This is a genomic window from Salibaculum halophilum (genome assembly GCF_002094885.1).
In the GTDB taxonomy this organism is placed as follows: domain Bacteria; phylum Pseudomonadota; class Alphaproteobacteria; order Rhodobacterales; family Rhodobacteraceae; genus Salibaculum; species Salibaculum halophilum.
This window is the reverse complement of the sequence record NZ_MSIT01000008.1, coordinates 1-19,817: the sequence shown is the minus strand read 5'-3', so window position 1 is coordinate 19,817 and position 19,817 is coordinate 1. Positions and strand designations below refer to the sequence as shown.

General features: G+C 68.8%; 20 protein-coding genes and 1 other annotated feature. Of the genes, 8 read left to right on the top strand and 12 right to left on the bottom strand.

What is annotated here, in order from left to right; genetic code table 11:
• Positions 1 to 22: 22 nt before the first annotated feature.
• Positions 23 to 811 (top strand): HpcH/HpaI aldolase family protein, encoded by a 789-nt coding sequence (locus tag BU124_RS06855; RefSeq protein WP_084862020.1) that lies wholly within the window; start codon positions 23 to 25, stop codon positions 809 to 811.
• A 195-nt stretch (positions 812 to 1,006) separates the two neighbouring features.
• On the opposite strand, the gene BU124_RS06850 is transcribed toward BU124_RS06855, so the two are convergent.
• From BU124_RS06850 to BU124_RS06840, 3 genes are read right to left on the bottom strand one after another with little or no spacing between them, the layout of a single operon-like run.
• Complete coding sequence (locus tag BU124_RS06850) at positions 1,007 to 2,092, bottom strand: methyltetrahydrofolate cobalamin methyltransferase (protein WP_084862018.1); 1,086 nt, start codon at positions 2,090 to 2,092, stop codon at positions 1,007 to 1,009.
• 9 nt (positions 2,093 to 2,101) lie between these two features.
• Entirely contained in the window at positions 2,102 to 3,037 is a 936-nt protein-coding gene (locus tag BU124_RS06845; protein ID WP_084862016.1) for a methylenetetrahydrofolate reductase, read from the bottom strand.
• Positions 3,038 to 3,075: 38 nt separating this feature from the next.
• Positions 3,076 to 3,372 (bottom strand): virulence factor, encoded by a 297-nt coding sequence (locus tag BU124_RS06840; protein WP_084862014.1) that lies wholly within the window; start codon positions 3,370 to 3,372, stop codon positions 3,076 to 3,078.
• Positions 3,373 to 3,566: 194 nt separating this feature from the next.
• Here BU124_RS06840 and BU124_RS06835 point away from each other — a divergent pair, with 194 nt between their 5' ends.
• A complete protein-coding gene (locus BU124_RS06835) occupies positions 3,567 to 4,679 on the top strand; it encodes a Ppx/GppA phosphatase family protein (RefSeq protein ID WP_084862332.1) in 1,113 nt (370 codons plus the stop codon).
• Between the two features lie 12 nt (positions 4,680 to 4,691).
• On the opposite strand, the gene BU124_RS06830 is transcribed toward BU124_RS06835, so the two are convergent.
• From BU124_RS06830 to BU124_RS06815, 5 genes are all read right to left on the bottom strand, one after another.
• Positions 4,692 to 5,879: a vWA domain-containing protein gene (locus BU124_RS06830; RefSeq protein ID WP_084862012.1), complete on the bottom strand. Its 1,188-nt coding sequence runs from the start codon at positions 5,877 to 5,879 to the stop codon at positions 4,692 to 4,694.
• Between the two features lie 5 nt (positions 5,880 to 5,884).
• Positions 5,885 to 6,055 (bottom strand): hypothetical protein, encoded by a 171-nt coding sequence (locus tag BU124_RS14765; protein WP_179141878.1) that lies wholly within the window; start codon positions 6,053 to 6,055, stop codon positions 5,885 to 5,887.
• Between the two features lie 2 nt (positions 6,056 to 6,057).
• Positions 6,058 to 7,440 (bottom strand): DUF2927 domain-containing protein, encoded by a 1,383-nt coding sequence (locus tag BU124_RS06825; RefSeq protein WP_084862010.1) that lies wholly within the window; start codon positions 7,438 to 7,440, stop codon positions 6,058 to 6,060.
• Entirely contained in the window at positions 7,437 to 7,886 is a 450-nt protein-coding gene (locus BU124_RS06820; protein WP_084862330.1) for a GNAT family N-acetyltransferase, read from the bottom strand. The genes BU124_RS06825 and BU124_RS06820 overlap by 4 nt, the downstream gene beginning before the upstream one ends.
• A 326-nt stretch (positions 7,887 to 8,212) precedes the next feature.
• Positions 8,213 to 9,052: an AAA family ATPase gene (locus BU124_RS06815; RefSeq protein WP_084862009.1), complete on the bottom strand. Its 840-nt coding sequence runs from the start codon at positions 9,050 to 9,052 to the stop codon at positions 8,213 to 8,215.
• A gap of 205 nt (positions 9,053 to 9,257) precedes the next feature.
• Here BU124_RS06815 and dksA point away from each other — a divergent pair, with 205 nt between their 5' ends.
• Positions 9,258 to 9,680: an RNA polymerase-binding protein DksA gene (gene dksA, locus BU124_RS06810; protein WP_084862007.1), complete on the top strand. Its 423-nt coding sequence runs from the start codon at positions 9,258 to 9,260 to the stop codon at positions 9,678 to 9,680.
• Position 9,681: 1 nt separating this feature from the next.
• Positions 9,682 to 10,833, top strand: a complete 1,152-nt coding sequence (locus BU124_RS06805) for an FAD-dependent monooxygenase (RefSeq protein WP_245831631.1) — start codon at positions 9,682 to 9,684, stop codon at positions 10,831 to 10,833.
• A gap of 57 nt (positions 10,834 to 10,890) precedes the next feature.
• On the opposite strand, the gene BU124_RS06800 is transcribed toward BU124_RS06805, so the two are convergent.
• From BU124_RS06800 to BU124_RS06785, 4 genes are all read right to left on the bottom strand, one after another.
• Positions 10,891 to 11,748: a universal stress protein gene (locus BU124_RS06800; protein ID WP_084862005.1), complete on the bottom strand. Its 858-nt coding sequence runs from the start codon at positions 11,746 to 11,748 to the stop codon at positions 10,891 to 10,893.
• Between the two features lie 11 nt (positions 11,749 to 11,759).
• Entirely contained in the window at positions 11,760 to 13,250 is a 1,491-nt protein-coding gene (locus BU124_RS06795; RefSeq protein ID WP_084862003.1) for a SulP family inorganic anion transporter, read from the bottom strand.
• A gap of 62 nt (positions 13,251 to 13,312) precedes the next feature.
• Positions 13,313 to 13,375, bottom strand: a sequence feature (sul1 is cis-regulatory element that is thought to sense ions involved in sulfur or methionine metabolism; They are found in Alphaproteobacteria).
• A gap of 69 nt (positions 13,376 to 13,444) precedes the next feature.
• Positions 13,445 to 14,245, bottom strand: coding sequence for an exodeoxyribonuclease III (gene xth, locus BU124_RS06790; protein WP_084862002.1), 801 nt, complete (start codon positions 14,243 to 14,245; stop codon positions 13,445 to 13,447).
• A gap of 130 nt (positions 14,246 to 14,375) precedes the next feature.
• The gene (locus BU124_RS06785; RefSeq protein ID WP_084862327.1) at positions 14,376 to 14,699 is read right to left on the bottom strand and encodes a HesB/IscA family protein; all 324 of its coding nucleotides are present in this window, start codon (positions 14,697 to 14,699) and stop codon (positions 14,376 to 14,378) included.
• A gap of 100 nt (positions 14,700 to 14,799) precedes the next feature.
• Here BU124_RS06785 and BU124_RS06780 point away from each other — a divergent pair, with 100 nt between their 5' ends.
• The 4 genes from BU124_RS06780 to BU124_RS06765 all read left to right on the top strand — a co-directional run.
• Positions 14,800 to 15,975: a deoxyguanosinetriphosphate triphosphohydrolase gene (locus tag BU124_RS06780; RefSeq protein ID WP_084862000.1), complete on the top strand. Its 1,176-nt coding sequence runs from the start codon at positions 14,800 to 14,802 to the stop codon at positions 15,973 to 15,975.
• Positions 15,976 to 16,059: 84 nt separating this feature from the next.
• Entirely contained in the window at positions 16,060 to 17,793 is a 1,734-nt protein-coding gene (argS, locus tag BU124_RS06775) for an arginine--tRNA ligase (RefSeq protein ID WP_084861998.1), read from the top strand.
• Between the two features lie 71 nt (positions 17,794 to 17,864).
• A complete protein-coding gene (locus BU124_RS06770; RefSeq protein WP_245831630.1) occupies positions 17,865 to 18,950 on the top strand; it encodes an SPOR domain-containing protein in 1,086 nt (361 codons plus the stop codon).
• 84 nt (positions 18,951 to 19,034) lie between these two features.
• Positions 19,035 to 19,817: glycoside hydrolase family 3 N-terminal domain-containing protein (locus BU124_RS06765; protein WP_342743727.1), on the top strand; the 783-nt coding region annotated here is incomplete at its 3' end.

Here is a 19,817-nt window from a genome sequence, read left to right as displayed (position 1 = left end):
TGATCCGCGAAAGGAGACGCCGATGCCCGCACCGCGCAACACCCTCAAGGCCGCCCTGAACAGGGGCGAAATGCAATCGGGCCTCTGGCTGGCCATGGCCAGCCCGCTGGGCGCGGAACTGGCGGGCAATGCCGGGTTCGACTGGTGCCTGATCGATGCCGAACACGGGCCAAACACGCTGACGACGATCATGGCGCAGCTCCAGGCGCTGGCCGGCACCCGGGCCCAGCCGGTGGTGCGCGTGCCCTTCGGCGCGGACTGGATCCTCAAGCAGGTGCTCGACCTCGGGGTTCAGACGCTGGTGGTGCCCATGGTCAACACGCCCGAGCAGGCCCGGCAGGTCGCCGCCGCCGTGCGCTATCCGGGGCAGGGCGTGCGCGGCATGGGCGCGGTGCTGTCGCGCGCCTCGGGCTATGGCGAGATCGTGGATTACGTAACATCGGCCAATGACGAGATCTGCCTCTTCGTGCAGATCGAGAGCGCCGAGGCCGTCGCCAACGTGGACGAGATCGCCGAAGTCGAGGGCGTGGACGGGCTGTTCGTCGGCCCCGCGGACCTCTCGGCGGACATGGGGCATGTCGGCCAGCCCGGCCACCCGCAGGTGCAGGCGGCCATCGCGCAGGCCCACGCGGCCGCGCAGGCGGCCGGAAAGATCGCCGGCACGATCACCTTCGACCCGGCGGAGTTCCAGGCGCTCGCCGCGCAGGGCGTGCGGTTTCTCGGGCTGGGCGGGGATGTGCAGGTGCTGCGCACGGCGCTGGTGGCGCTTTGGGACCAGCGGCCGAGCCCCGAGCGGCAGGGTTTGGGGTGAGCTTTTCGGCAGGTGGGTCCGCCGGCGCGGGGGCCGGCGGCAACCGTCAAACCCCAGCCTAGACGCCCTGACACGGTTTCAGGCGGTCACCGGTCGCCTCCTCCAGTGCCCTGCCGCACGGATGCCGCATGGGCCACTGACACCGCACCACCGCCCGGCCCCCGCGCGACGGTTGGCCGTCAAACCCGCAACGCGTCAGCCGGCCCGGCGGCGGCGCCCGCCCGAGCGGCCGCCGCGGCCGCGGGCCTCTTCGCCCGGCTTGGGCGGCGCCTTGTTGAACCGGATCCAGGCGGCGCCGCCGTCGTCCTGGTTCATCAGGAAGTTGGCGGCGCGGATCGCCTCCATCTCCTTGCCCGGGCGCGGCTTGGTCGAGCCGAGGCCGAACATCTGGCAGAACACCTCGTCGTCCATCTCGGGGGGCAGCACGATCCCGGCGGCGGCGACCTCGGCCTTCTTGGCCTCGATCTCGGCCGCCTTCACCGGCAAGGCCACGGGGTTCATGATGGCACTGGTCATCCCCGTGGCCATGGCCATGGGCAGGAAGGCGTTGTTGATGCCGTGCCGGTTGGGCAGGCCGAAGGAAATATTCGACGCGCCGCAGGTGGTGTTGACGCCAAGCTCGTCGCGCAGGCGGCGCACCAGCGTGAAAACCTGCAGCCCGGCCGACCCCATCGCGCCGATGGGCATGACCAGCGGGTCGACCACGATGTCATGCGCCGGGATGCCGTAGTCGGCGGCGCGTTCCACGATCTTTTTCGCCACGGCAAACCGCACCTCCGGGTCCTCGGAGATCCCGGTGTCGTCGTTCGAGATCGCCACCACCGGCACGTCGTATTTCTTGACCAGCGGCAGCACCATTTCCAGGCGCTCTTCCTCGCCGGTGACGGAATTGAGCAGGGGGCGCCCCTCGGCGGTGGCCAGACCGTTTTCCAGCGCGCCGGGCACCGAGCTGTCGATGCACAGCGGCACGTCGACGATCTTCTGCACCACCTCGACAAGTTGCTTCATCAGCGTCGGCTCGACAAAGTTGTTGTCGGCATAGCGCGGGTCCTCGGCCATGCGGTTGGTGAAGACCGCGCCCGAGTTGATGTCGAGCACCGTCGCCCCGGCGGCCACCTGCGCGATGGCATCGGCCTCGACGCGGCTGAAGTCGTCCTGTTCCAGCTCGGCGGCGAGGATCTTGCGCCCGGTGGGGTTGATGCGTTCGCCAATCACGCAGAACGGTTCGTCAAAGCCGATAACGGCGGTCTTGGTCTTGGATTCGACAACGGTGCGGGTCATGATCGGTCCTTAGGCGTGAGAGGCGGGCACGGCAGCGGCGCCGCCGTGGTCGATGGCCCATTGGGCGGCGGTCTTGATGCCGCCCAGCGGGAAGACGTGCACGTTCGTGACGTTGAAATCGGGGTTGGCGGCCTTGTGCGCGGCCAGCCGCGTGACGACCTCGGTCGGCTCGAAGGGCAGCAGCAGCTTGGAGACATCCTTGGCCCGCCTCTGCAGCACCCGGATGGAGGGGCCGACGCCGCAGGCCATGGCGAACTTGATCATGGTCTGCAGCTTGGCCGGCCCGGCGATGCCGATGTGGACGGGCAGGTCGATCCCACCGGCCCTGAGGCTGTCGGCCCAGTCGATGATGGGCTGCGCCTCGAAGGCGAACTGCGTGGCAATGGCCATCTCGGCGTCCGTGGTCTCGGAAAACCGCTGCTTCCAGCGCAGCGCCGCGTCCACGTTCGCATTGCCGCCCGAGGGGTCGATGTCGCGATTGCCCTCGGGGTGGCCGGCGACGTGCAGGCGCTTGAAATCGCCGAAGAGGCCGGTTTCCAGCAGCTGCATGGAACTGTCGAATTGGCCGTGCGGCGTGTCCACGCCCCCGGCCAGCATCAGCGCCTGATCCACGCCGGCCTCGCCCTGATACCGGGCGATCCAGTCGGCCAGCATGGCGCGGTCCTTGATGATGCGGGCCGGGAAATGCGGCATAACCGGATAGCCCTCGCGCGCCAGGCGCCTGGCGGTGGCGACCATGTCCTCGATCGGCGTACCCTCGATGTGGGCGATGTAGACGCGGGTGCCGGCGGGCAGCCAGTCGCGGAAATCCTCGACCTTCTCGGCGGTGCGCGGCATCACCTCGATCGAGTAATCCTCGAGGAAGGCCGCGACCTCCGGGTTGACGTCCTGCGCGGTTGCAGGCGTGGCCTCGGTCGGTTTCTTCTTGAACTGCAACAGCGCCATGAGTGCCTCCTTCAGGCGGGAAACGGGGGGTGGGCCGGTCACGCCCGGCCGTCGTTGTCGATCAGGGCCTTCAGCCGGGCCGCGTCGTAGTCGGCCTCGATGCGGGCGACCTCGGCCTCGGCGACCTGCGCGGCGTCGCCCTCGCGCGTGTAGGGGGCCGCGCGGTGCCACTCGGCCAGGTAATCATCCGTCTCGGCGGCGCCTGACTTCATCGCGGCGCGGTCGATGGCCTGTTCGAACCGTTCGCTCAGCGGCAGTTTCGCTGCCCGGCGTCCCTTGCCGACGATGACCTGGGCCGGAATGTCCCGCCAATAAACGATGGTGACCTCGGCCATCTGCGCGATTCCCTCTCGTAGGGGTGATTTGCCCCTTACTATCCGCCTCGGCGGCATGTGCGGCGCTTGTTTTCGACATGACACCCCCGGTGAACGACGCCGTGGGCGCAAAGCGACGCGCGCCCGGCACAAGACTTGCGCATGACTCCCCGCCGCTCTACCTTATGAACAACTCGAAATCGGAGGGCGTGACGATGACGCCCAGGCGTCCCAATGGTGCGGGCGCTGTCCCGAACCCGGTCGAAAGCCCCGCGCCGACCCCGCCCGGTCCGCCAGAGCTCTATGCAGCGCTGGACCTGGGCACAAACAGTTGTCGCATGCTGATTGCCCAGCCGCGGGGCAGCCAGTTCGACGTGGTCGACAGTTTTTCGAAATCCGTCCAGCTCGGGCAGGGTCTGGAATCGAGTGGAAAGCTCTCGCGCGCCTCGGTCTGGCGCACGATCAACGCGATGCGCGTCTGCCGCCAGAAGCTGCAGCGCCACAAGGTCCGCCGGATGCGGCTGGTGGCGACCGAGGCCTGCCGACGCGCCATCAACGCACGCCAGTTCATCAAGCAGGTCCGCCGCGAAACCGGGTTGCGGCTGGAAATCATCCAGCCCGAGGAAGAGGCGCGCCTGGCGGTGATTTCCTGCGCGCCGCTGGTGTCGCGCAAGACCGAACAGCTGCTGGTGGTCGACATCGGCGGCGGCTCCACCGAACTGGTCTGGATCGACCTGACGCGGGTCCCCTCGCGCGACCGGCCACGCGCCATCATGCGACTGCATTCGGGGTTCCGTCAGGCCGCGGGCCCGGTCCCCTCGGCCGAGGTCGTGGACTGGATCTCGGTGCCGCTAGGCGTGGCCACCCTGCGCGACCAGTTTTCCGATGTCGAGGACGACTCGGCGCGTTTCGCGCTGATGAGCTGGTTCTTCGAGGAATCGCTCGAGAAATTCGCCCCCTCGGCCGCGGAACAATCGCGCGAGGGCTTCCAGATCATCGGCACCAGCGGCACGGTCACGACGGTGGCCGCCAGCCACCTGGGCCTGCGCCGCTACGACCGCACCAAGGTCGACGGGCTGCGCATGAGTTCGGACGAGATCGACTCGGTGATCCGGCGCTATTTGTCGCTGGGTCCCGAGGGGCGGCGCAGCGATCCGCGCATCGGCAAGGACCGACAGGCGCTGATCATGTCAGGCTCGGCGATCCTGCAGGCGCTGATGCGGCTCTGGCCCACCGACCGTTTGTCGGTGGCCGATCGCGGCCTGCGCGAGGGGCTGCTTTACCAGCAGATGAGCCTGGACGGCGTGCTCGACGAGGCGCCCGACTGACGTACGGGCGGCTTATCGCCCCAGCACCCGCATGCCGCGGTCGATCCCGTCGAGTGTCATGGGCACCATCCGCTCGGGGCCGAGAAGCTGGCGGATCATCCCGATTGACTGTGTGTGGCCCCAGTGGTGTTCGGGCACCGGGTTGAGCCACAGCGCGTCGGGCCATTGTGCCAGCGCGCGCGACAGCCAGACCGCGCCGGCCTCCGCGTTCCAGTGTTCGTTGGCGCCGCCCGGCCAGGCGATCTCGTAGGGCGACATGCTGGCGTCGCCCACGAAGATGCACTTGTAGTCGGCACCGTAGGTGCGCAGCACCTCCCATGTCGGAGTCTGCGCGGACCAGCGCCGGCGGCTGTCGCGCCAGACGCCCTCGTAGAGGCAGTTGTGGAAGTAGTAGTTTTCCAGGTGCTTGAACTCGGAACGGGCGGCGCTGAACAGTTCTTCGACCAGTTGCACATGCGGGTCCATGGAGCCGCCCACGTCGAGAAACAGAAGCACCTTGACCGCGTTGCGCCGTTCGGGGCGGGTCCGGACGTCGAGGTAGCCGTTCTCGGCGGTCGCCCGGATCGTGCCGGGCAGATCCAGCTCGTCCGCGGCCCCATCGCGCACCCATCTGCGCAGGCGTTTCAGCGCCACCTTGATATTGCGGGTGCCGATCTGGACCTGGTCGTCGTAGTCGCGGAATTCGCGCCTGTCCCAGACTTTCACCGCGCGCTGGTGGCGCGAGCCGTCCTGCCCGATGCGCACGCCCTCGGGGTTGTAGCCATGCGCCCCGAATGGCGAGGTGCCGGCGGTGCCGATCCAGGTGTTGCCGCCCTGATGGCGCTCGGTCTGTGTGCGCAGCCGCTCTTTCAGCGTCTCCATCAGCGTGTCGAAGCCGCCAAGCGCGGCGATCTCGGCGCGGTCTTCCTCGCTCAGCTGCGTTTCGGCCAGCTTTTCCAACCATTCCGCCGGCAGGTCCACCGCCTCGATCATCTCGGCGGTGTCGACCTGCTCAAGCCCCGCGAAACTGGCGGCGAAGGCGCGGTCGAAGCGGTCGATGAGGGTTTCGTCCTTCACCAGCGTGGCGCGGGCCAGGTAGTAGAAGGCGTCGATGTCGTAGGTGGCCATCCCCGTGGCCAGGGCATCGAGAAACGACAGGTGCTCGCCCAGCGACACCGGCACTCCATGCGCGCGCAGGGTCTCGAAAAAGCGCAGGAACATTGGGCCTAGACGGCCGCGCGCGTGATGCCCACGGTCACGAACATGCCCAGCACGCCGAGGATGATGGCCATCACTGCCGCCCATTGCAGCATGTCCAGCCGGCTGCCGCCCTTGCGCCGGGCCATCACGGCCCCGGCCAGGGCACCGATCACGAGGCCGCCAAGCGGGTAGATCATCGTCAGGGTCCTTGTGTCGGGGTCAGCGCCCGGATTTCGCGCATCCGCGCGCGCACGTTCGTTTCTGTGCCGAAGCCGTAGCGCGCCCATCCCAGAGAGTCCATGCGCATCGCCTGTGCCTCGGCGTCGCGGCCGCGCAGGGCCAGCGCCTCGGCCTTGAACATCATCAGCGTGGCCAGCAGCGCGGCGTTCTCGTGGCGCCGGGCCACGGGGATCGCGCCGTCGACCAGCCTCTCGACCATCGCCGCGTCCCCAGACGACAGCGCGAAGGCGGCCAGCTGCACGGCCACATGCGCGGCGTGCAGCCGCGTCAGGGGATTGCCCTGGTAGAACTGCATCGCCCGGCGGAAACTGGCCAGCGCCACCTCAGGGTCGTGGCTGACATTCAAGCGGCCAAAGGCGTAATGCGCGAAACCGTCGCGCGCGTCGCGCCAGTTCTTCGTCTCGCCAAGTCGGATCGCCGCCTGGGCCGCGTTGCGCCGCCGGGCGGGCGCCGCGCCTGCCGAAAGCGCCAGTTCGATGTCGTCGATCCAGTCGCGCGGAGTGTCGGCATGCGGCCGCACCGGCCGGGCCTGGCCGGCGGGGTTCAGCCGCGCCAGGATGCCGGGCAGGCGCGCGGCCACAGCGCCCCGGCGCATCCCGTTGGCCAGCGCCGGGTCGTAGTAGGCGCGCAGGATAAGCATGTCGAACCCGGTCAGCACCGCGTGGATATTGTCGTCGTTGAAGGTGCTGTCGGGCAGCCGGTAGAGATCGTTGAGCGGCCCCAGCGCCTGGGCCAGTTCCTCGTGCAAGCAGTCGCGGATCTCCTGCGGGGCGGCGTCGGAGGGAACAAAGACTGCGGCACGGTCGCGGCGCTGCAGCGTCGTCCAGTCTACCTGCGCGGTTCGGCGTGCGCGGTCGAACGCGGCCCAGGTCGAGACCCGCGGCACCACGAAGCAGGCCGCGCGCGGCACCGCGTCGTTGAGCACGGCCCGCGGCAGCGCCTGGACGGTGATCCCCGCGTCAGGGCCATCGGTCTCGAAGATCTCGATACCGGCCTCGCGGCGCAGGCGGGCCAGCAGCGCCCGCAGGTCACGGGTCAGGCTGGCGGGCGCCGGCCCGGTGACGCGCACGCTGACGGGGGTTTCGAAGCGGGTTAGCCGCGGGACCCGGCGTCCGCTTTCCATGCGGAAGGTCAGGTCCATGAAATCGCGGCCGATCTCGCGGTTCGAGCGGGTCGGCGTCTCGACGCGCTGACCGGGGAAGGACCGCATGGCGGGCAGGACCCGGTCGGGCAGGCCGCTGATCGCGCGCGACGGCGTCTCGGGCCCCGGCGGCACCGGCGTGCAGGCGGTCAGCAGCGCCATGCAGAGCGTGGCCAGGCGGCGCAGCGCGCGGCCGGTCATGGCGCGGGCCTCTGGTACTTGATGAAGGGGGTCAGGACCCCGACCCGGTCGTAGAGGTGGCGGGCGGCATGGTTGAAATCCTGCGTCAGCCAGTAGACCGCGGGCGCGCCGCCCGTGTCGGCGGCGGCATATACAGCCTCGATCAGGGCGCGGCCGACGCCATGGCCCCTGACGCGCGGATCGGTGTAAAGGTCTTGAAGGTAGCAGACGTTCTCGACCCGCCAGGCATGCCGGTGGAACAGGTAGTGCACCAGGCCGACGGGCCGGTCGTCCACCACCGCCAGGCGACAATTGAAATCGCCGGGGTCGTCGCCCAGCAGGCGGGCGAACGTGCTGGCATAGACAGCCTCATCGACGCCGGTGTCGTAAAAGGTCAGGTAATCGGTCCACAACCTGCGCCATTCCGCCGCGTCGGCCGAGGTCAGCGGGCGGATATCGACCGGCATCTTTGCCTTGGCCAAACCTGCTCTCCTTCAAACTTGAAGCTCCGGCGTGCCAGCGGACTGCGGCGCCTTTGAGAACGAATTGCGGCAATTGCGCGACCCGCGCGGGCGCGGGTCCTGTTAGAGCGCAGGGCAGGCGACCAAGGCGAGGGGCAACCGCGCCGGGTGCGGGCGTTCCTGGCCCGGTGTGATGCAAAAGACTCAACGCCTTAGTGGCAGCGCGTCACGGCGCCCCAACATCTTGGGCACGGGATCGCCGCGCCATCTTGCAGATCAGCCCCGCGACCTTCTCTGCGCAAGCGTCCGCTCGGACTGTTTCAGGCGCGCAGTCAGCGCCCGGCGCGCGCCATGAAGGCCAGGCGTTCGAAAAGCTGCACGTCCTGTTCGTTCTTGAGCAGCGCCCCGTGCAGCCGGGGCAGGGTCGAGGCCCCGTCGCGGGCCAGGTCATCCGGGTCCAGGTCCTCGGCCAGAAGCAGCTTGAGCCAGTCGAGCACCTCCGAGGTCGAGGGTTTCTTCTTCAGCCCCGCCTGGTCGCGAATCTCGTAGAATTGCGTCAGGGCCGTGGTCAGCAGCGCATCCTTGATGCCGGGGTGATGCACCGCGACGATGCGCTTGAGCGTCTCCATGTCCGGAAACCGGATGTAGTGGAAAAAGCAGCGCCGCAGAAAGGCGTCGGGCAGGTCCTTTTCGTTATTGGAGGTGATGATGACGATGGGGCGCTGGCGCGCGCGCACCGTCTGGCCGGTCTCGTGGACGTGGAATTCCATCCGGTCGAGTTCCTGCAGCAAGTCGTTGGGAAACTCGATGTCGGCCTTGTCGATCTCGTCGATGAGCAGGACCGTCCGTGCGGGTGCCTCGAAGGCCTCCCACAGCTTGCCGCGGCGGATGTAATTGGCCACGTCGTGCACGCGTTCGTCGCCCAGCTGGCTGTCGCGCAGGCGGCTGACCGCGTCGTATTCGTAAAGACCCTGCTGGGCCTTGGTGGTGGACTTGATGTGCCATTCCAGCATATCCAGCCCCAGCCCGGCCGAAACCTGGCGGGCCAGCTCGGTCTTGCCGGTGCCCGGCTCGCCCTTGACCAACAGGGGCCGTTCCAGCGCGATGGCGGCGTTGACGGCCACCATGAGATCATCGGTGGCGACATAGGATTCGGTGCCCGAGAAATGCATGTTTTCTGGCCTCTTGCAGCGAAACGGGGCGGAGGACGAGCGCGGAGCCTAGCAGGTCGCGCGGGACCTTCAAGCGGTGCGGGCAAAGCCCCAGATCGGGGGGTGACAGGTGGACATGATCGGGGTAAGACGCGCCACAGAAGGAGGCCGCACATTGTCAGACGAGTCCGATGCGACGGCGCCCATCCTGTCCAGGAGAGACGAGATGAAAGCAGAAGTTTTCCTGCCGGAGGATTACAAGCCGGCCGAAGACGAACCCTTCATGAACGACCTCCAGCTGGAGTACTTCCGGCGCAAGCTGATCAACTGGAAATCCGAGATCCTCGAGGACAGCCGCGACACCATCGAGGGGATGAAGGACAGCACCCGCAACATCCCCGACGTGGCCGACCGCGCCAGCGAGGAGACCGACCGCGCACTGGAATTGCGCACCCGCGACCGCCAGCGCAAGCTGGTCTCCAAGATCGACAGCGCCCTGCGCCGCATCGAGGAAGGCGAATACGGCTACTGCGAGATCACCGGCGAGCCGATCAGCCTCAAGCGGCTGGACGCGCGGCCCATCGCCACGATGTCGCTCGAGGCGCAGGAGCGGCACGAGCGCCGCGAGAAGGTCCACCGGGACGACTGACGTGACCCGTGACAACCCGACAGCATCGCGCGGCGGCCGCAACCGGGGCCGCCGTATTGCTGTGGTGGGGGGTGGCCTGGGAGGTCTTGCCGCCGCGCTGGCCTTCGCTCAGCGGGGCGCGCGGGTCGAGGTTTTCGAGCGGGCGCCCGAGATTGCCGAGGTGGGCGCGGGCATCCAGGTCTCGCCCAACGGCGCGCGGGTGCTGGCCGCGCTGGGGCTGGACGGCGCCGCCGCCGAGCGGTCCGTCGCCGTGCAGGCCGTCGAGCCGATGGACGCGGTCACCGGGCGCAGCCTGACGCGCTTCGACCTGTCCGGCCGCCCCGGCCCGGCCTATCGCTTTTTCCATCGTGCCGCGCTGATCGACATTCTGCTGAAGGGCTGCAGCGCGGCAGGTGTCACCCTGCACACGGGGGCCGAGATCACGCCCGATGCGCTGCCCGCGGCCGACCTCGTCGTCGGTGGCGACGGCATCCGCTCGGTGCTGCGCCCGCTGCTCAACGGGGCTGATACGGCCGAGTTCACCGGCCAGGTGGCCTGGCGGGCGGTGATCGACCACCCCGGGGCGGCGCCGGTGGCCCGTGTCTGGACGGCCCCCGGACAGCACGCCGTGACCTACCCGCTGCCTGGCGGGCGGCTCAATATCGTGGCGGTACAGGAGCGGCGGCAATGGGCCAAAGAGGGATGGAACATCCCCGACGATCCCGGCAACCTGCGCCATGCCTTTCGCGGCCTGTCGGGGCGGCTGACAGGACTGTTGGAACAGGTCGACGCGGTCGGCCTCTGGGGGTTGTTCCGCCACCCAGTGGCCGACCACTGGCACACTGACACGATCGCGATCCTGGGCGACGCGGCGCATCCGACGCTGCCCTTCCTGGCGCAGGGGGCGAACCTGGCCTTCGAGGACGCCTGGGCGTTGGCCGCCTGCTGCGACGGTGACGAGATCGCGGCGGCGCTGCCGCGCTATCAGCAGATGCGGCGGGCGCGGGTGCAGCGGGCGATTGCGGTCGCCAACGGCAACGCGGTGAAATACCACCTGTCGGGCCTGCCGCGCCGGGCGGCGCATCTAGGCCTGCGCGGGATCGGGGCGCTGTCGCCCAATGCCTATCTGAACCGGCTGAACTGGCTTTACGATCACGACGTGACCCGGGCGTGACACCGGGCGCCGCTGTTCGGGCCTGTCGGCCCGAAGGCGCCCCGCCCGCCGTCCCGGTCAGCGCATCAGCACCACCGGCACCTTGCACGAGCGCAGCATTTCGGTGGTGGTCGACCCGATCAGCAGCGACCGCACACGGCTGTGGCCGTAGGCGCCCATGACCAGCAGGTCGTGGCCGTCGGCCCCGGTCATCTGCGCGAGCACCTTTTCCGGCTCACCGGGGGCGGTGCGGGTCTCCGCCTCGAAGCCGCCCGCGCGCAGCGTCGCGGCGGCATTCGCCAGCGCCGCGTCGATCTCGGGCGTGGCGGCGCCGGCAAAGACCAGCGTGATCTGCAACCCGGCGAAGACCGGGCTGCGGGCGATGTAATCCACCGCCTTGAGCGACGAGGCCCCGCCGTCGAAGGCGACCAGCACCTTTTGCGGCACCGTGAAGGCGCGGTTGGCCACGAAGACGGGCCGATGGCTGGCCCGCACGATGCGTTCGAGGTTCGAGCCGAGGTGCTCCATGGCCATGCCGGCCGCCTCGCCGCGCTTGCCGATGACGATCATGTCGCCGGTGTCTTCCTTGGCGGTGATCGTCTCGACCAGGTCACCCTGGCGCAGGCGGGTCTGCACGGAAATGGCCCCGTCGCCCGCGATGATCGCCTTGGCGTCCTCGAGGATGGCGCGGCCGTGGTCATGGGCCAGCTTGGCGCGCTCGGCGTCCAGCTCGGAGAGCTGTTCGAGCAGGCGCGAGCGCGCGCCCAGCCGGATCGCGCCGCTCAGGTCCTGGTTTTCGGGTGCGCTGCGGCGGCCCATGACGTGGTAGACCTTGACGGTAAAGCCGGTGCGGCCCGCGATCCAGGCCGCGTGGTGGCACACGCTTTCCGAATAGGCCGAGCCATCGACAAGGGCGATCAGGGTATTGGTGGTCATCTCGTCTCTCCTCAGTGGCCCAGCAACTCGTCCATGGCGCCGGGCTTGTCATGCACGGCCAACCGGTCGACGATGGTTTCCGAGGCCGCGTTGAGGCCGATCAGCTCGACCTCGGCGCCCTCGCGGCGGAACTTGAGCACGGCCATGTCCAGCGCGGCCACCGAGGAAATGTCCCAGATATGGGCGCGGCTGACGTCGATGGTGACGGTGTCGGGGGCTTCCTTGAAATCGAAGGCGGCCATGAAATCCTCGGCCGAGGCGAAGAACAGCTGCCCTTCGACGAAATAGGTCCGGTGGGTGCCGTCGGCGGTGATCTCGCTGCGCACGCGGAACAGCTGCGCGATCTTCCAGGCAAAGAAAAGCCCCGACAGCAGCACGCCCACCAGCACGCCGATGGCCAGGTTGTGCGTGTAGACCACGAAGAACACCGTCGCCAGCATCACGATCGAGGAACTGCGCGGATGGTCGCGCAGGTTCCTGATGGAGGACCAGGAGAAGGTGCCGATCGAGACCATGATCATGATCGCCACCAGCGCGGCCATGGGGATGACGGCGACGATGTCGCCCAGCCCCACCACCAGGATCAGCAGCACGACCCCGGCGGCGAAGCTGGACAGCCGCCCGCGGCCGCCGGATTTCACGTTGATGATCGACTGACCGATCATGGCGCAGCCGGCCATGCCGCCGATGAAACCGGTGGCGGTATTGGCCAGGCCCTGGCCGATGCATTCCTGGTTGCGGTCCGAGGCGGTGTCGGTGAGGTCGTCGACGATCTGCTGGGTCATCAGGCTTTCCAGCAGGCCCACGACGGCCACCGCGAGGGCATAGGGAAAGATGATCTGCAGCGTCTCGAAAGTCAGCGGGATGTCGGGGATCAGGAAGACCGGCAGCGTGTCGGGCAGTTGGCCCATGTCGCCCACGGTGCGCACGTCCCAGCCCATGGCGAGGGTCAGCGCGGTCAGCACCACGATGGTCACCAGCGGCGAGGGCACCACGGTTGTCAGCCGCGGGAACAAGTAGATGATGGCAAGGCCCCCGGCGACAAGCGCAAAGGTGATGGGCGGCACCGTGCGCGGGTCAAGCTCGGGCAGTTGCGCCATGAAGATCAGGATCGCCAGTGCATTGACGAAGCCGGTCATGACCGAGCGCGAGACGAAGCGCATGACATGGCCCAGTTTCAGCAGGCCCGCGCCGATCTGCAGCAGGCCGGCCAGCACCGTGGTGGCCAGCAGGTATTCCAGCCCGTGGTCGCGGACGAGCGTGACCATCAGCACCGCCGTTGCCGCCGTCGCCGCCGAGATCATGCCGGGCCGGCCGCCGGTGATCGCAGTGATCACGGCGATGGAGAAGCTGGCGTAAAGCCCGACCTTGGGATCGACGCCGGCGATGATGGAAAAGGCGATGGCCTCGGGAATCAGGGCCAGCGCGACGACGATACCGGACAGAACATCGCCGCGGATATTGCCGAGCCAGGCGTGCCGGTAGGCGGAAAGGGACATCATGCGCAAATTTTCCTTGGGCCGCGCGCCGGGCGCGGTCTTGGGGCAGGCCGCGGGGCCTGATCGATTGTCCGGCGGATGGGCGGCCGGAAGAGCCGTCCGGCGGCACGCGCGCCGCCGAATCCCTGTTCGCTGCGTTGCGGCGTATAGGCCGCAACGGGCCGGTGTTCAATGCCCCCGTCGCGCGCGGCGCGGTGTCAAATAGCGAGGTCGACCCAGACGGGGACGTGATCGGAGGGTTTCTCGCGGCCGCGCATCTCGGCCTCGATCCAGCAGTCCTGCATCAGGTCAGCGGCCTGCGGGGTCAACAGCACGTGGTCGATGCGGATGCCGTCGTTGCGGTCCCAGGCCCCGCCCTGGTAGTCCCAGAACGAGTAGTGCCCCGGGCCGCGGGTGCGGGCGCGGAACGCCTCGGTGTAGCCGAGGTTGAGGAGCCGGCGAAAGGCGGCGCGGCTTTCGGGCAGGAACAGCGCATCGTCGCGCCAGGCCTCGGGCCGGGCGGCGTCCTCGTCCTGCGGGATGACGTTGTAATCCCCGGCCAAGAGAGCGGGCGCCTCGGCGTTCAGCAGGTCCTGCGCGCGGGTGCGCAGCCGGTCCATCCAGCGCAGCTTGTAGTCGTATTTCGGCCCCGGCGCCGGGTTGCCGTTGGGCAGATAAAGCCCGCAAAGCCGGATCGCCTGCTGGCCGACGACCGTCGCCTCGATGTAACGCGCCTCGGCGTCGTCGGCCCCGTCTCGGCCCGTGCCTTCGCCGCCGGGCAGGCCGCGGGTGACATCCTCCAACGGGTATTTCGACAGCAGGGCGACACCGTTGAACCCCTTCTGCCCATGGGTCTCGACGTTGTAGCCAAGGTCCTCGATGGCCTCGCGCGGGAAGGTTTCGTCAACCGACTTGATTTCCTGAAGCAGCACAACGTCTGGCTGGCTATCCGACAGCCAGTCCGTCAGCGCCCCGATCCGCGCTTTGACCCCGTTGATGTTGAATGTCGCGATCCGCATGGGCGCCTCCGTTTCCACGGGTTGTCGCCCATGCACACGAAGCCCGCAAGGCCTTGCACAAAGGTGCGGACAATTGCACCGGCCCGTCGCGACTACGCGTCACCGAGTATATCTAAAAGGCCAGATCGCCTCAGATCGCGAACGAGGTTCCGCAGCCGCAGCTGCTGGTGGCGTTGGGGTTGTCGATCACGAACCGCGCGCCGATCAGTTCCTCGGAGAAATCGATCGTCGCATCGGCCAGGAAGGGCAGGGAGGTGCTGTCGACCACGACCTTTTGGCCCTGACCTTCGAGAACCAGATCGTCCTCGGCGGGGGCGTCGAGGTCGATCTCGTACTCGAAACCGGAGCACCCCCCGCCCTTGACGCCCACGCGCAGCGCCTTGCCCTGATCGGCGGCGGCGATCTCGCTAAGGCGCGCGAAGGCGCGGTCGGTCACTTTGGGTGGAACGCTCAGCATGACGGCCCCTGTCGGTTTCGTTTCACTTGTAATATAGGGATCTCGGGCCGGTGCGGCAAGGCAGGCCGCGGCGGCGATGTGATGAGGGGGCAGGGCGATGGCAGCGCCTTTTGCATGCGGTCCGGGCGCGACCCGGGGACGGGTCCACGCCGAGGACGAAAGCGCGCATCGCACGCCCTTTCAGCGCGACCGCGACCGGATCATCCATTCCAGCGCCTTCCGGCGGCTCAAGCACAAGACGCAGGTCTTCGTCGAACACGAGGGTGATTATTTTCGCACCCGCCTGACCCATTCCATCGAGGTGGCGCAGGTGGCGCGCACGCTGGCTCGCGCCCTCGGCCTGAACGAGGACCTGACCGAGGCGGTGGCGCTGGCTCACGATCTGGGCCACACCCCTTTCGGCCACACCGGGGAGGAGGCGCTGTCCGCGCTGATGGCGCCCCACGGCGGGTTCGACCACAACGCCCAGGCGATACGCATCGTGACGTCGCTGGAACGCCACTACGCCGGCTGGGACGGGCTGAACCTGACCTGGGAAACCCTTGAAGGGATCGCGAAACACAACGGCCCTGTGGGCGACCCGGTGCCGGTGGCCCTGGCCGACTACAACGCGCGCCATGACCTGGAGCTGGCCACGCACGCCAGCGCCGAGGCCCAGGTCGCGGCGCTGTCCGACGACATCGCCTACAACAACCACGACATCCACGACGGCCTGCGCGCGGGGCTGTTCACCACCGAGGACCTGCTGGCGCTGCCTCGCGTCGGCGACTGTTTCCGCGCGGTCGACCGCGCCTGGCCCGGGCTGGACCCCTCGCGGCGGCGGCACGAGGCGCTGCGGCGCTTCTTCGGCGTGCTGGTCGAGGACGTGATCGACACGACGCGCGCCAACCTCGTCGCGCTGGCCCCGGCAACGCCGGCGGATATCCGCAGGGCCGGGCGCATGACGGTGTGTTTTTCGCCCGCGCTCTGGGCCGACCTGCGAGAGCTGCGCGCCTTCCTGTTCACGCGGATGTATCGCGCCCCAAGCGTGGTCGAGATGCGAAGCCGGGTCACGCAGGTCGTTGAAGAGCTTTTCCCGCTGTTCCTGGCCACGCCGGAGCATCTGCCCGGCGAATGGCAGGGCGACGTGGCCCGGGCCGGGGACGCGGCGCAGCTGGCGCGGATCGTCGCCGACTACATCGCCGGGATGACCGACCGCTTCGCGCTCAAGACCCATGCCGCGCTGACCGGGCGGCGCAGTGCTCTGTGCGGCGACTACGCCGACGCCCCCTGAGTCCAGCACCGCCCTCGGCCGGTTGCGCGTTGACCGTGGCCCTGCAGGTGCTAAACCGCCCGCGCCATGCCAGAGGACGCGCCAATGAACCTGTTCGCCGATATCCGGTCGCTCGTGATCGACTGTCTCGATGCCCTGGCAGCCGAGGGGCAGCTGCCCGCCGGGCTGGATCATGCCAACGTGTCGGTCGAGCCGCCGCGCGACCCGGCCCACGGCGACATGGCGACCAACGCGGCCATGGTGCTGGCCAAGCCCGCCGGGCTGAAACCGCGCGACATCGCTGAGGCGCTGGCCGGCACCCTCGCCGCCGATCCGCGCATCGCGCAGGCCGAGGTCGCCGGGCCGGGCTTTCTGAACATGCGCCTTGCCGCGCCGGTCTGGCACGATGTGATCCGCGCGGCCCTGACTGATCCCCGCTACGGCCGCTCCGACCTCGGGCAGGGGCAGAGCGTGAACGTCGAATACGTCTCGGCGAATCCCACCGGTCCGCTGCACGTGGGCCATACCCGCGGCGCGGTCTTCGGCGATGCGCTGGCCAGCCTGCTGGATTATGCGGGCTTTGAGGTCACGCGCGAATACTACATCAACGATGGCGGCGCCCAGGTCGACGTGCTGGCCCGGTCGGTCTACCTGCGCTACCTCGAAGCGCACGGGCAGGAGGTCGCCTTCGAGGACGGCACCTATCCCGGCGACTACCTGATCGCGGTTGGCGAGGCGCTCAGGGACGAGGTCGGCGACGCCTATGTCGGCAAGGGCGAGGAGGTCTGGCTGGACGCCGTGCGCAGCTTCGCGACCGAGAAGATGATGGCGATGATCCGCGACGACCTGGCGGCGCTGGGCGTTGAAATGGACGTCTTCTATTCCGAGAAGTCGCTTTACGGCACCGGCCGGATCGAGGCCGCGATCGAGGACCTGCGCGCCAAGGGACTGATATATCGCGGCACGCTGGCCCCGCCCAAGGGCAAGCTGCCCGAGGACTGGGAACCGCGCGAACAGACACTGTTCAAGTCCACCGACTACGGCGACGACGTGGACCGCCCGATCATGAAATCCGATGGCGGCTGGACCTATTTCGCCCCCGACATCGCCTATCACCACGACAAGGTCAGCCGCGGTTTCGACGCCCTGATCGACGTCTTCGGCGCCGACCATGGCGGCTATGTCAAGCGCATGAAGGCCGCCGTGGCGGCGCTGTCGGGGGAAACCGTGCCGCTGGACGTCAAGCTGACCCAGCTGGTCAAGCTCTACCGCAACGGCGAGCCTTTCAAGATGTCCAAGCGCGCGGGCACCTTCGTGACCCTGCGCGACGTGGTCGAGGCCGTGGGCCGCGATGTCGCCCGGTTTCACATGCTCACGCGCAAGAACGACGCGCCGCTGGATTTCGATTTCGACAAGGTCACGGAACAATCCAAGGACAATCCCGTCTTTTACGTGCAATACGCCCATGCGCGGGTGCACTCGGTGCTGCGCAAGGCTGATGTGGACGTCTCGCCGGCGGCACTGGCGCAGGCCGACCTGTCGGGTCTCGCGCATCCGGCCGAGCTGGCGCTGGCGGCGAAACTGGCCGAATGGCCGCGCCTGGTCGAGATTGCAGCGCGCACGCACGAGCCGCATCGCATCGCCTTCTACCTGTACGATCTGGCCTCGGAGCTGCACGCACTGTGGAACCGCGGCAACGACGATCCCGCCCTGCGCTTTCTCCAGGAGGGTGATTCTGCGGCAACACAGGCGAAAATCGCCCTGATCCGGGCCGTTTCCGTTGTCATTTCGCACGGGCTTGGTATCCTTGGGGTGACCCCGGTCGAAGAGATGCGCTGAAGCGCACGCGCGCCGGGGCCCTTGAGGCGACGCAGTAAACCGGCGCGCAAGCCGGGCGATGAGGCGCAGAAATGGCAGAGATGACGGCAGGGTCTCAGGCGACCCGGCACACTAGTCACACCCCCCACCACCAAGATCCGGACTGGGGGCCAGAGCAGGCTAATCCTGTCGGCAATGTTGTCACCCTGGCCGGCGCGGCGCTGTCGCTGACGCTGGCGGTTGGCGTGGCGGTCTGGGGCTACAAGATCCTGATGCGCGACGTGACCGGCGTGCCGGTGGTCCGTGCCATGCAGGACGAGATGCGCGTGGCCCCCGACAACCCCGGCGGCGAGATCGCCGCCCATACCGGGCTGGCGGTCAACGCGGTGCCGGCCGAGGGCGGCGCCGCCGCCCCCGAGGACAAGCTCGTGCTGGCCCCGGTAGAGGCGCCCTTGCAGGACGAGGACCTGGCCGTGGCGCCCGCGGAGGCCAAGACCGCGGCCGACCCTGCTGGCAAAACAGTCGCGGACGGCGCTGCGGCCCCGGCCACGGCCGACGCGCCGGAGCCGCGACCTGCAGACGCGACGCCCGCCCGGATCACGCCGGCCTCGGCCGACGCGACCGAGGCCGCCCCGACCCGCGACAGCTTGAGTGCCGAGGAAGTGCTGGCCCTCGCCGACGATATCGCCGCCGATGCCGCGCCGCTGTCGGACCTGCCCGAGGGAGAGGACGCGCCGGTTCAACTCGCCGTCAACGGCGTCAGCCGCACCGATGTCGTGGACTCGGGCGTGCCCGGTGTCGCCAATTCCCTGCGGCCGCGCGTGCGCCCGGCCAGCCTTGCCCCGGCCCCCGAAAGCACTCAGACCGACAGCGCGGAGGACGCACCCGATGCCCCAGCCGCGCCGACCCTGACCGGCCCCTTGCCCGCGGGCACAAAGCTGGTGCAACTGGGCGCCTTCGACAGCCCCGAGATCGCGGCGCGGGAATGGACGCGCGTGGCGGGCCGGTTCGGTGATTTCATGGGCGGCAAGTCCCGCGTCATTCAGGAGGCCGAGTCCGGCGGGCGCACCTTCTACCGGTTGCGAGCGCAAGGATTTTCGGACCTGAGCGATGCCCGCCGGTTCTGTGCCGCGCTGGTGGCCGAAGACGCCCCCTGCATCCCGGTCGTGGTGCGCTGAATGGCGCCCTGCGCGGCCGTCTTCGGGCCGGCGGGGACAGAGATAACAGACTGGGAGCGCGGCTTTTTCGCTGAAACCCGTCCCTTGGGCTTCATCCTGTTCGCGCGCAATTGTGACACCACCGATCAGCTGCGCCGCCTGACCGACGACCTGCGCACCGCGGCCGGGCATGACGCGCTGGTGCTGATCGACCAGGAGGGCGGCCGCGTCCAGCGCCTGCATCCCCCGCACTGGCGCGCCTGGCGCCCCCCGTTGGAGGACGCGGCGCGCGCCAGCGATCCGGCCCGTGCCATGGCGCTGCGCTACCGGATCATCGGGCACGAATTGCGCAGTCTCGGCATCGACGTCAATGCCGTGCCCTGCGCCGACCTCGCCCGACCGGAAACCCATGCCTTCCTGCGCAACCGCTGCTATGGCGAGGCGGTCGCGGATGTTACCCGCATCGCCCGCGCGGTTGCCGACGGGTGCCTGGCGGGCGGGGTGCTGCCCGTGCTCAAGCACCTGCCGGGCCACGGGCGCGCGCAGGCCGACAGCCACCTGCAACTGCCTCGCGTGGCGGCCCCGGCGGCGGCGCTTGCCGCCACGGATTTCGCCCCGTTCCGGGCGTTGTCGGACCTGCCGCTGGGCATGACGGCGCATGTCGTCTACGAGGGGCTGGGCCAGAGCGCCCCGGCCACGCAGGCCCCCGACATGATCCGGCTGATCCGCCACGACCTTGGCTTCAGCGGGCTGCTGATGAGCGACGATATCGGCATGGAGGCGCTTGCCGGGCCGGTGGCCGCGCGCGCCAGGGCCGCGTTGGCCGCGGGCTGCGACGTGGTCCTGCATTGCAACGGCGACCCGGCCGAGATCGCCGCGGTCGCCCGG

What these genes read in the sequence shown, in the direction of transcription:
- BU124_RS06855 (WP_084862020.1), top strand. Translation starts at nt 23, where the DNA reads ATGCCCGCACCGCGCAACACCCTCAAGGCCGCCCTGAACAGGGGCGAA.
- BU124_RS06850 (WP_084862018.1), bottom strand. Translation starts at nt 2,092, where the DNA reads ATGACCCGCACCGTTGTCGAATCCAAGACCAAGACCGCCGTTATCGGC.
- BU124_RS06845 (WP_084862016.1), bottom strand. Translation starts at nt 3,037, where the DNA reads ATGGCGCTGTTGCAGTTCAAGAAGAAACCGACCGAGGCCACGCCTGCA.
- BU124_RS06840 (WP_084862014.1), bottom strand. Translation starts at nt 3,372, where the DNA reads ATGGCCGAGGTCACCATCGTTTATTGGCGGGACATTCCGGCCCAGGTC.
- BU124_RS06835 (WP_084862332.1), top strand. Translation starts at nt 3,567, where the DNA reads ATGACGCCCAGGCGTCCCAATGGTGCGGGCGCTGTCCCGAACCCGGTC.
- BU124_RS06830 (WP_084862012.1), bottom strand. Translation starts at nt 5,879, where the DNA reads ATGTTCCTGCGCTTTTTCGAGACCCTGCGCGCGCATGGAGTGCCGGTG.
- BU124_RS14765 (WP_179141878.1), bottom strand. Translation starts at nt 6,055, where the DNA reads ATGATCTACCCGCTTGGCGGCCTCGTGATCGGTGCCCTGGCCGGGGCC.
- BU124_RS06825 (WP_084862010.1), bottom strand. Translation starts at nt 7,440, where the DNA reads ATGACCGGCCGCGCGCTGCGCCGCCTGGCCACGCTCTGCATGGCGCTG.
- BU124_RS06820 (WP_084862330.1), bottom strand. Translation starts at nt 7,886, where the DNA reads ATGCCGGTCGATATCCGCCCGCTGACCTCGGCCGACGCGGCGGAATGG.
- BU124_RS06815 (WP_084862009.1), bottom strand. Translation starts at nt 9,052, where the DNA reads ATGCATTTCTCGGGCACCGAATCCTATGTCGCCACCGATGATCTCATG.
- dksA (WP_084862007.1), top strand. Translation starts at nt 9,258, where the DNA reads ATGAAAGCAGAAGTTTTCCTGCCGGAGGATTACAAGCCGGCCGAAGAC.
- BU124_RS06800 (WP_084862005.1), bottom strand. Translation starts at nt 11,748, where the DNA reads ATGACCACCAATACCCTGATCGCCCTTGTCGATGGCTCGGCCTATTCG.
- BU124_RS06795 (WP_084862003.1), bottom strand. Translation starts at nt 13,250, where the DNA reads ATGATGTCCCTTTCCGCCTACCGGCACGCCTGGCTCGGCAATATCCGC.
- xth (WP_084862002.1), bottom strand. Translation starts at nt 14,245, where the DNA reads ATGCGGATCGCGACATTCAACATCAACGGGGTCAAAGCGCGGATCGGG.
- BU124_RS06780 (WP_084862000.1), top strand. Translation starts at nt 14,800, where the DNA reads ATGGCAGCGCCTTTTGCATGCGGTCCGGGCGCGACCCGGGGACGGGTC.
- argS (WP_084861998.1), top strand. Translation starts at nt 16,060, where the DNA reads ATGAACCTGTTCGCCGATATCCGGTCGCTCGTGATCGACTGTCTCGAT.
- BU124_RS06770 (WP_245831630.1), top strand. Translation starts at nt 17,865, where the DNA reads ATGGCAGAGATGACGGCAGGGTCTCAGGCGACCCGGCACACTAGTCAC.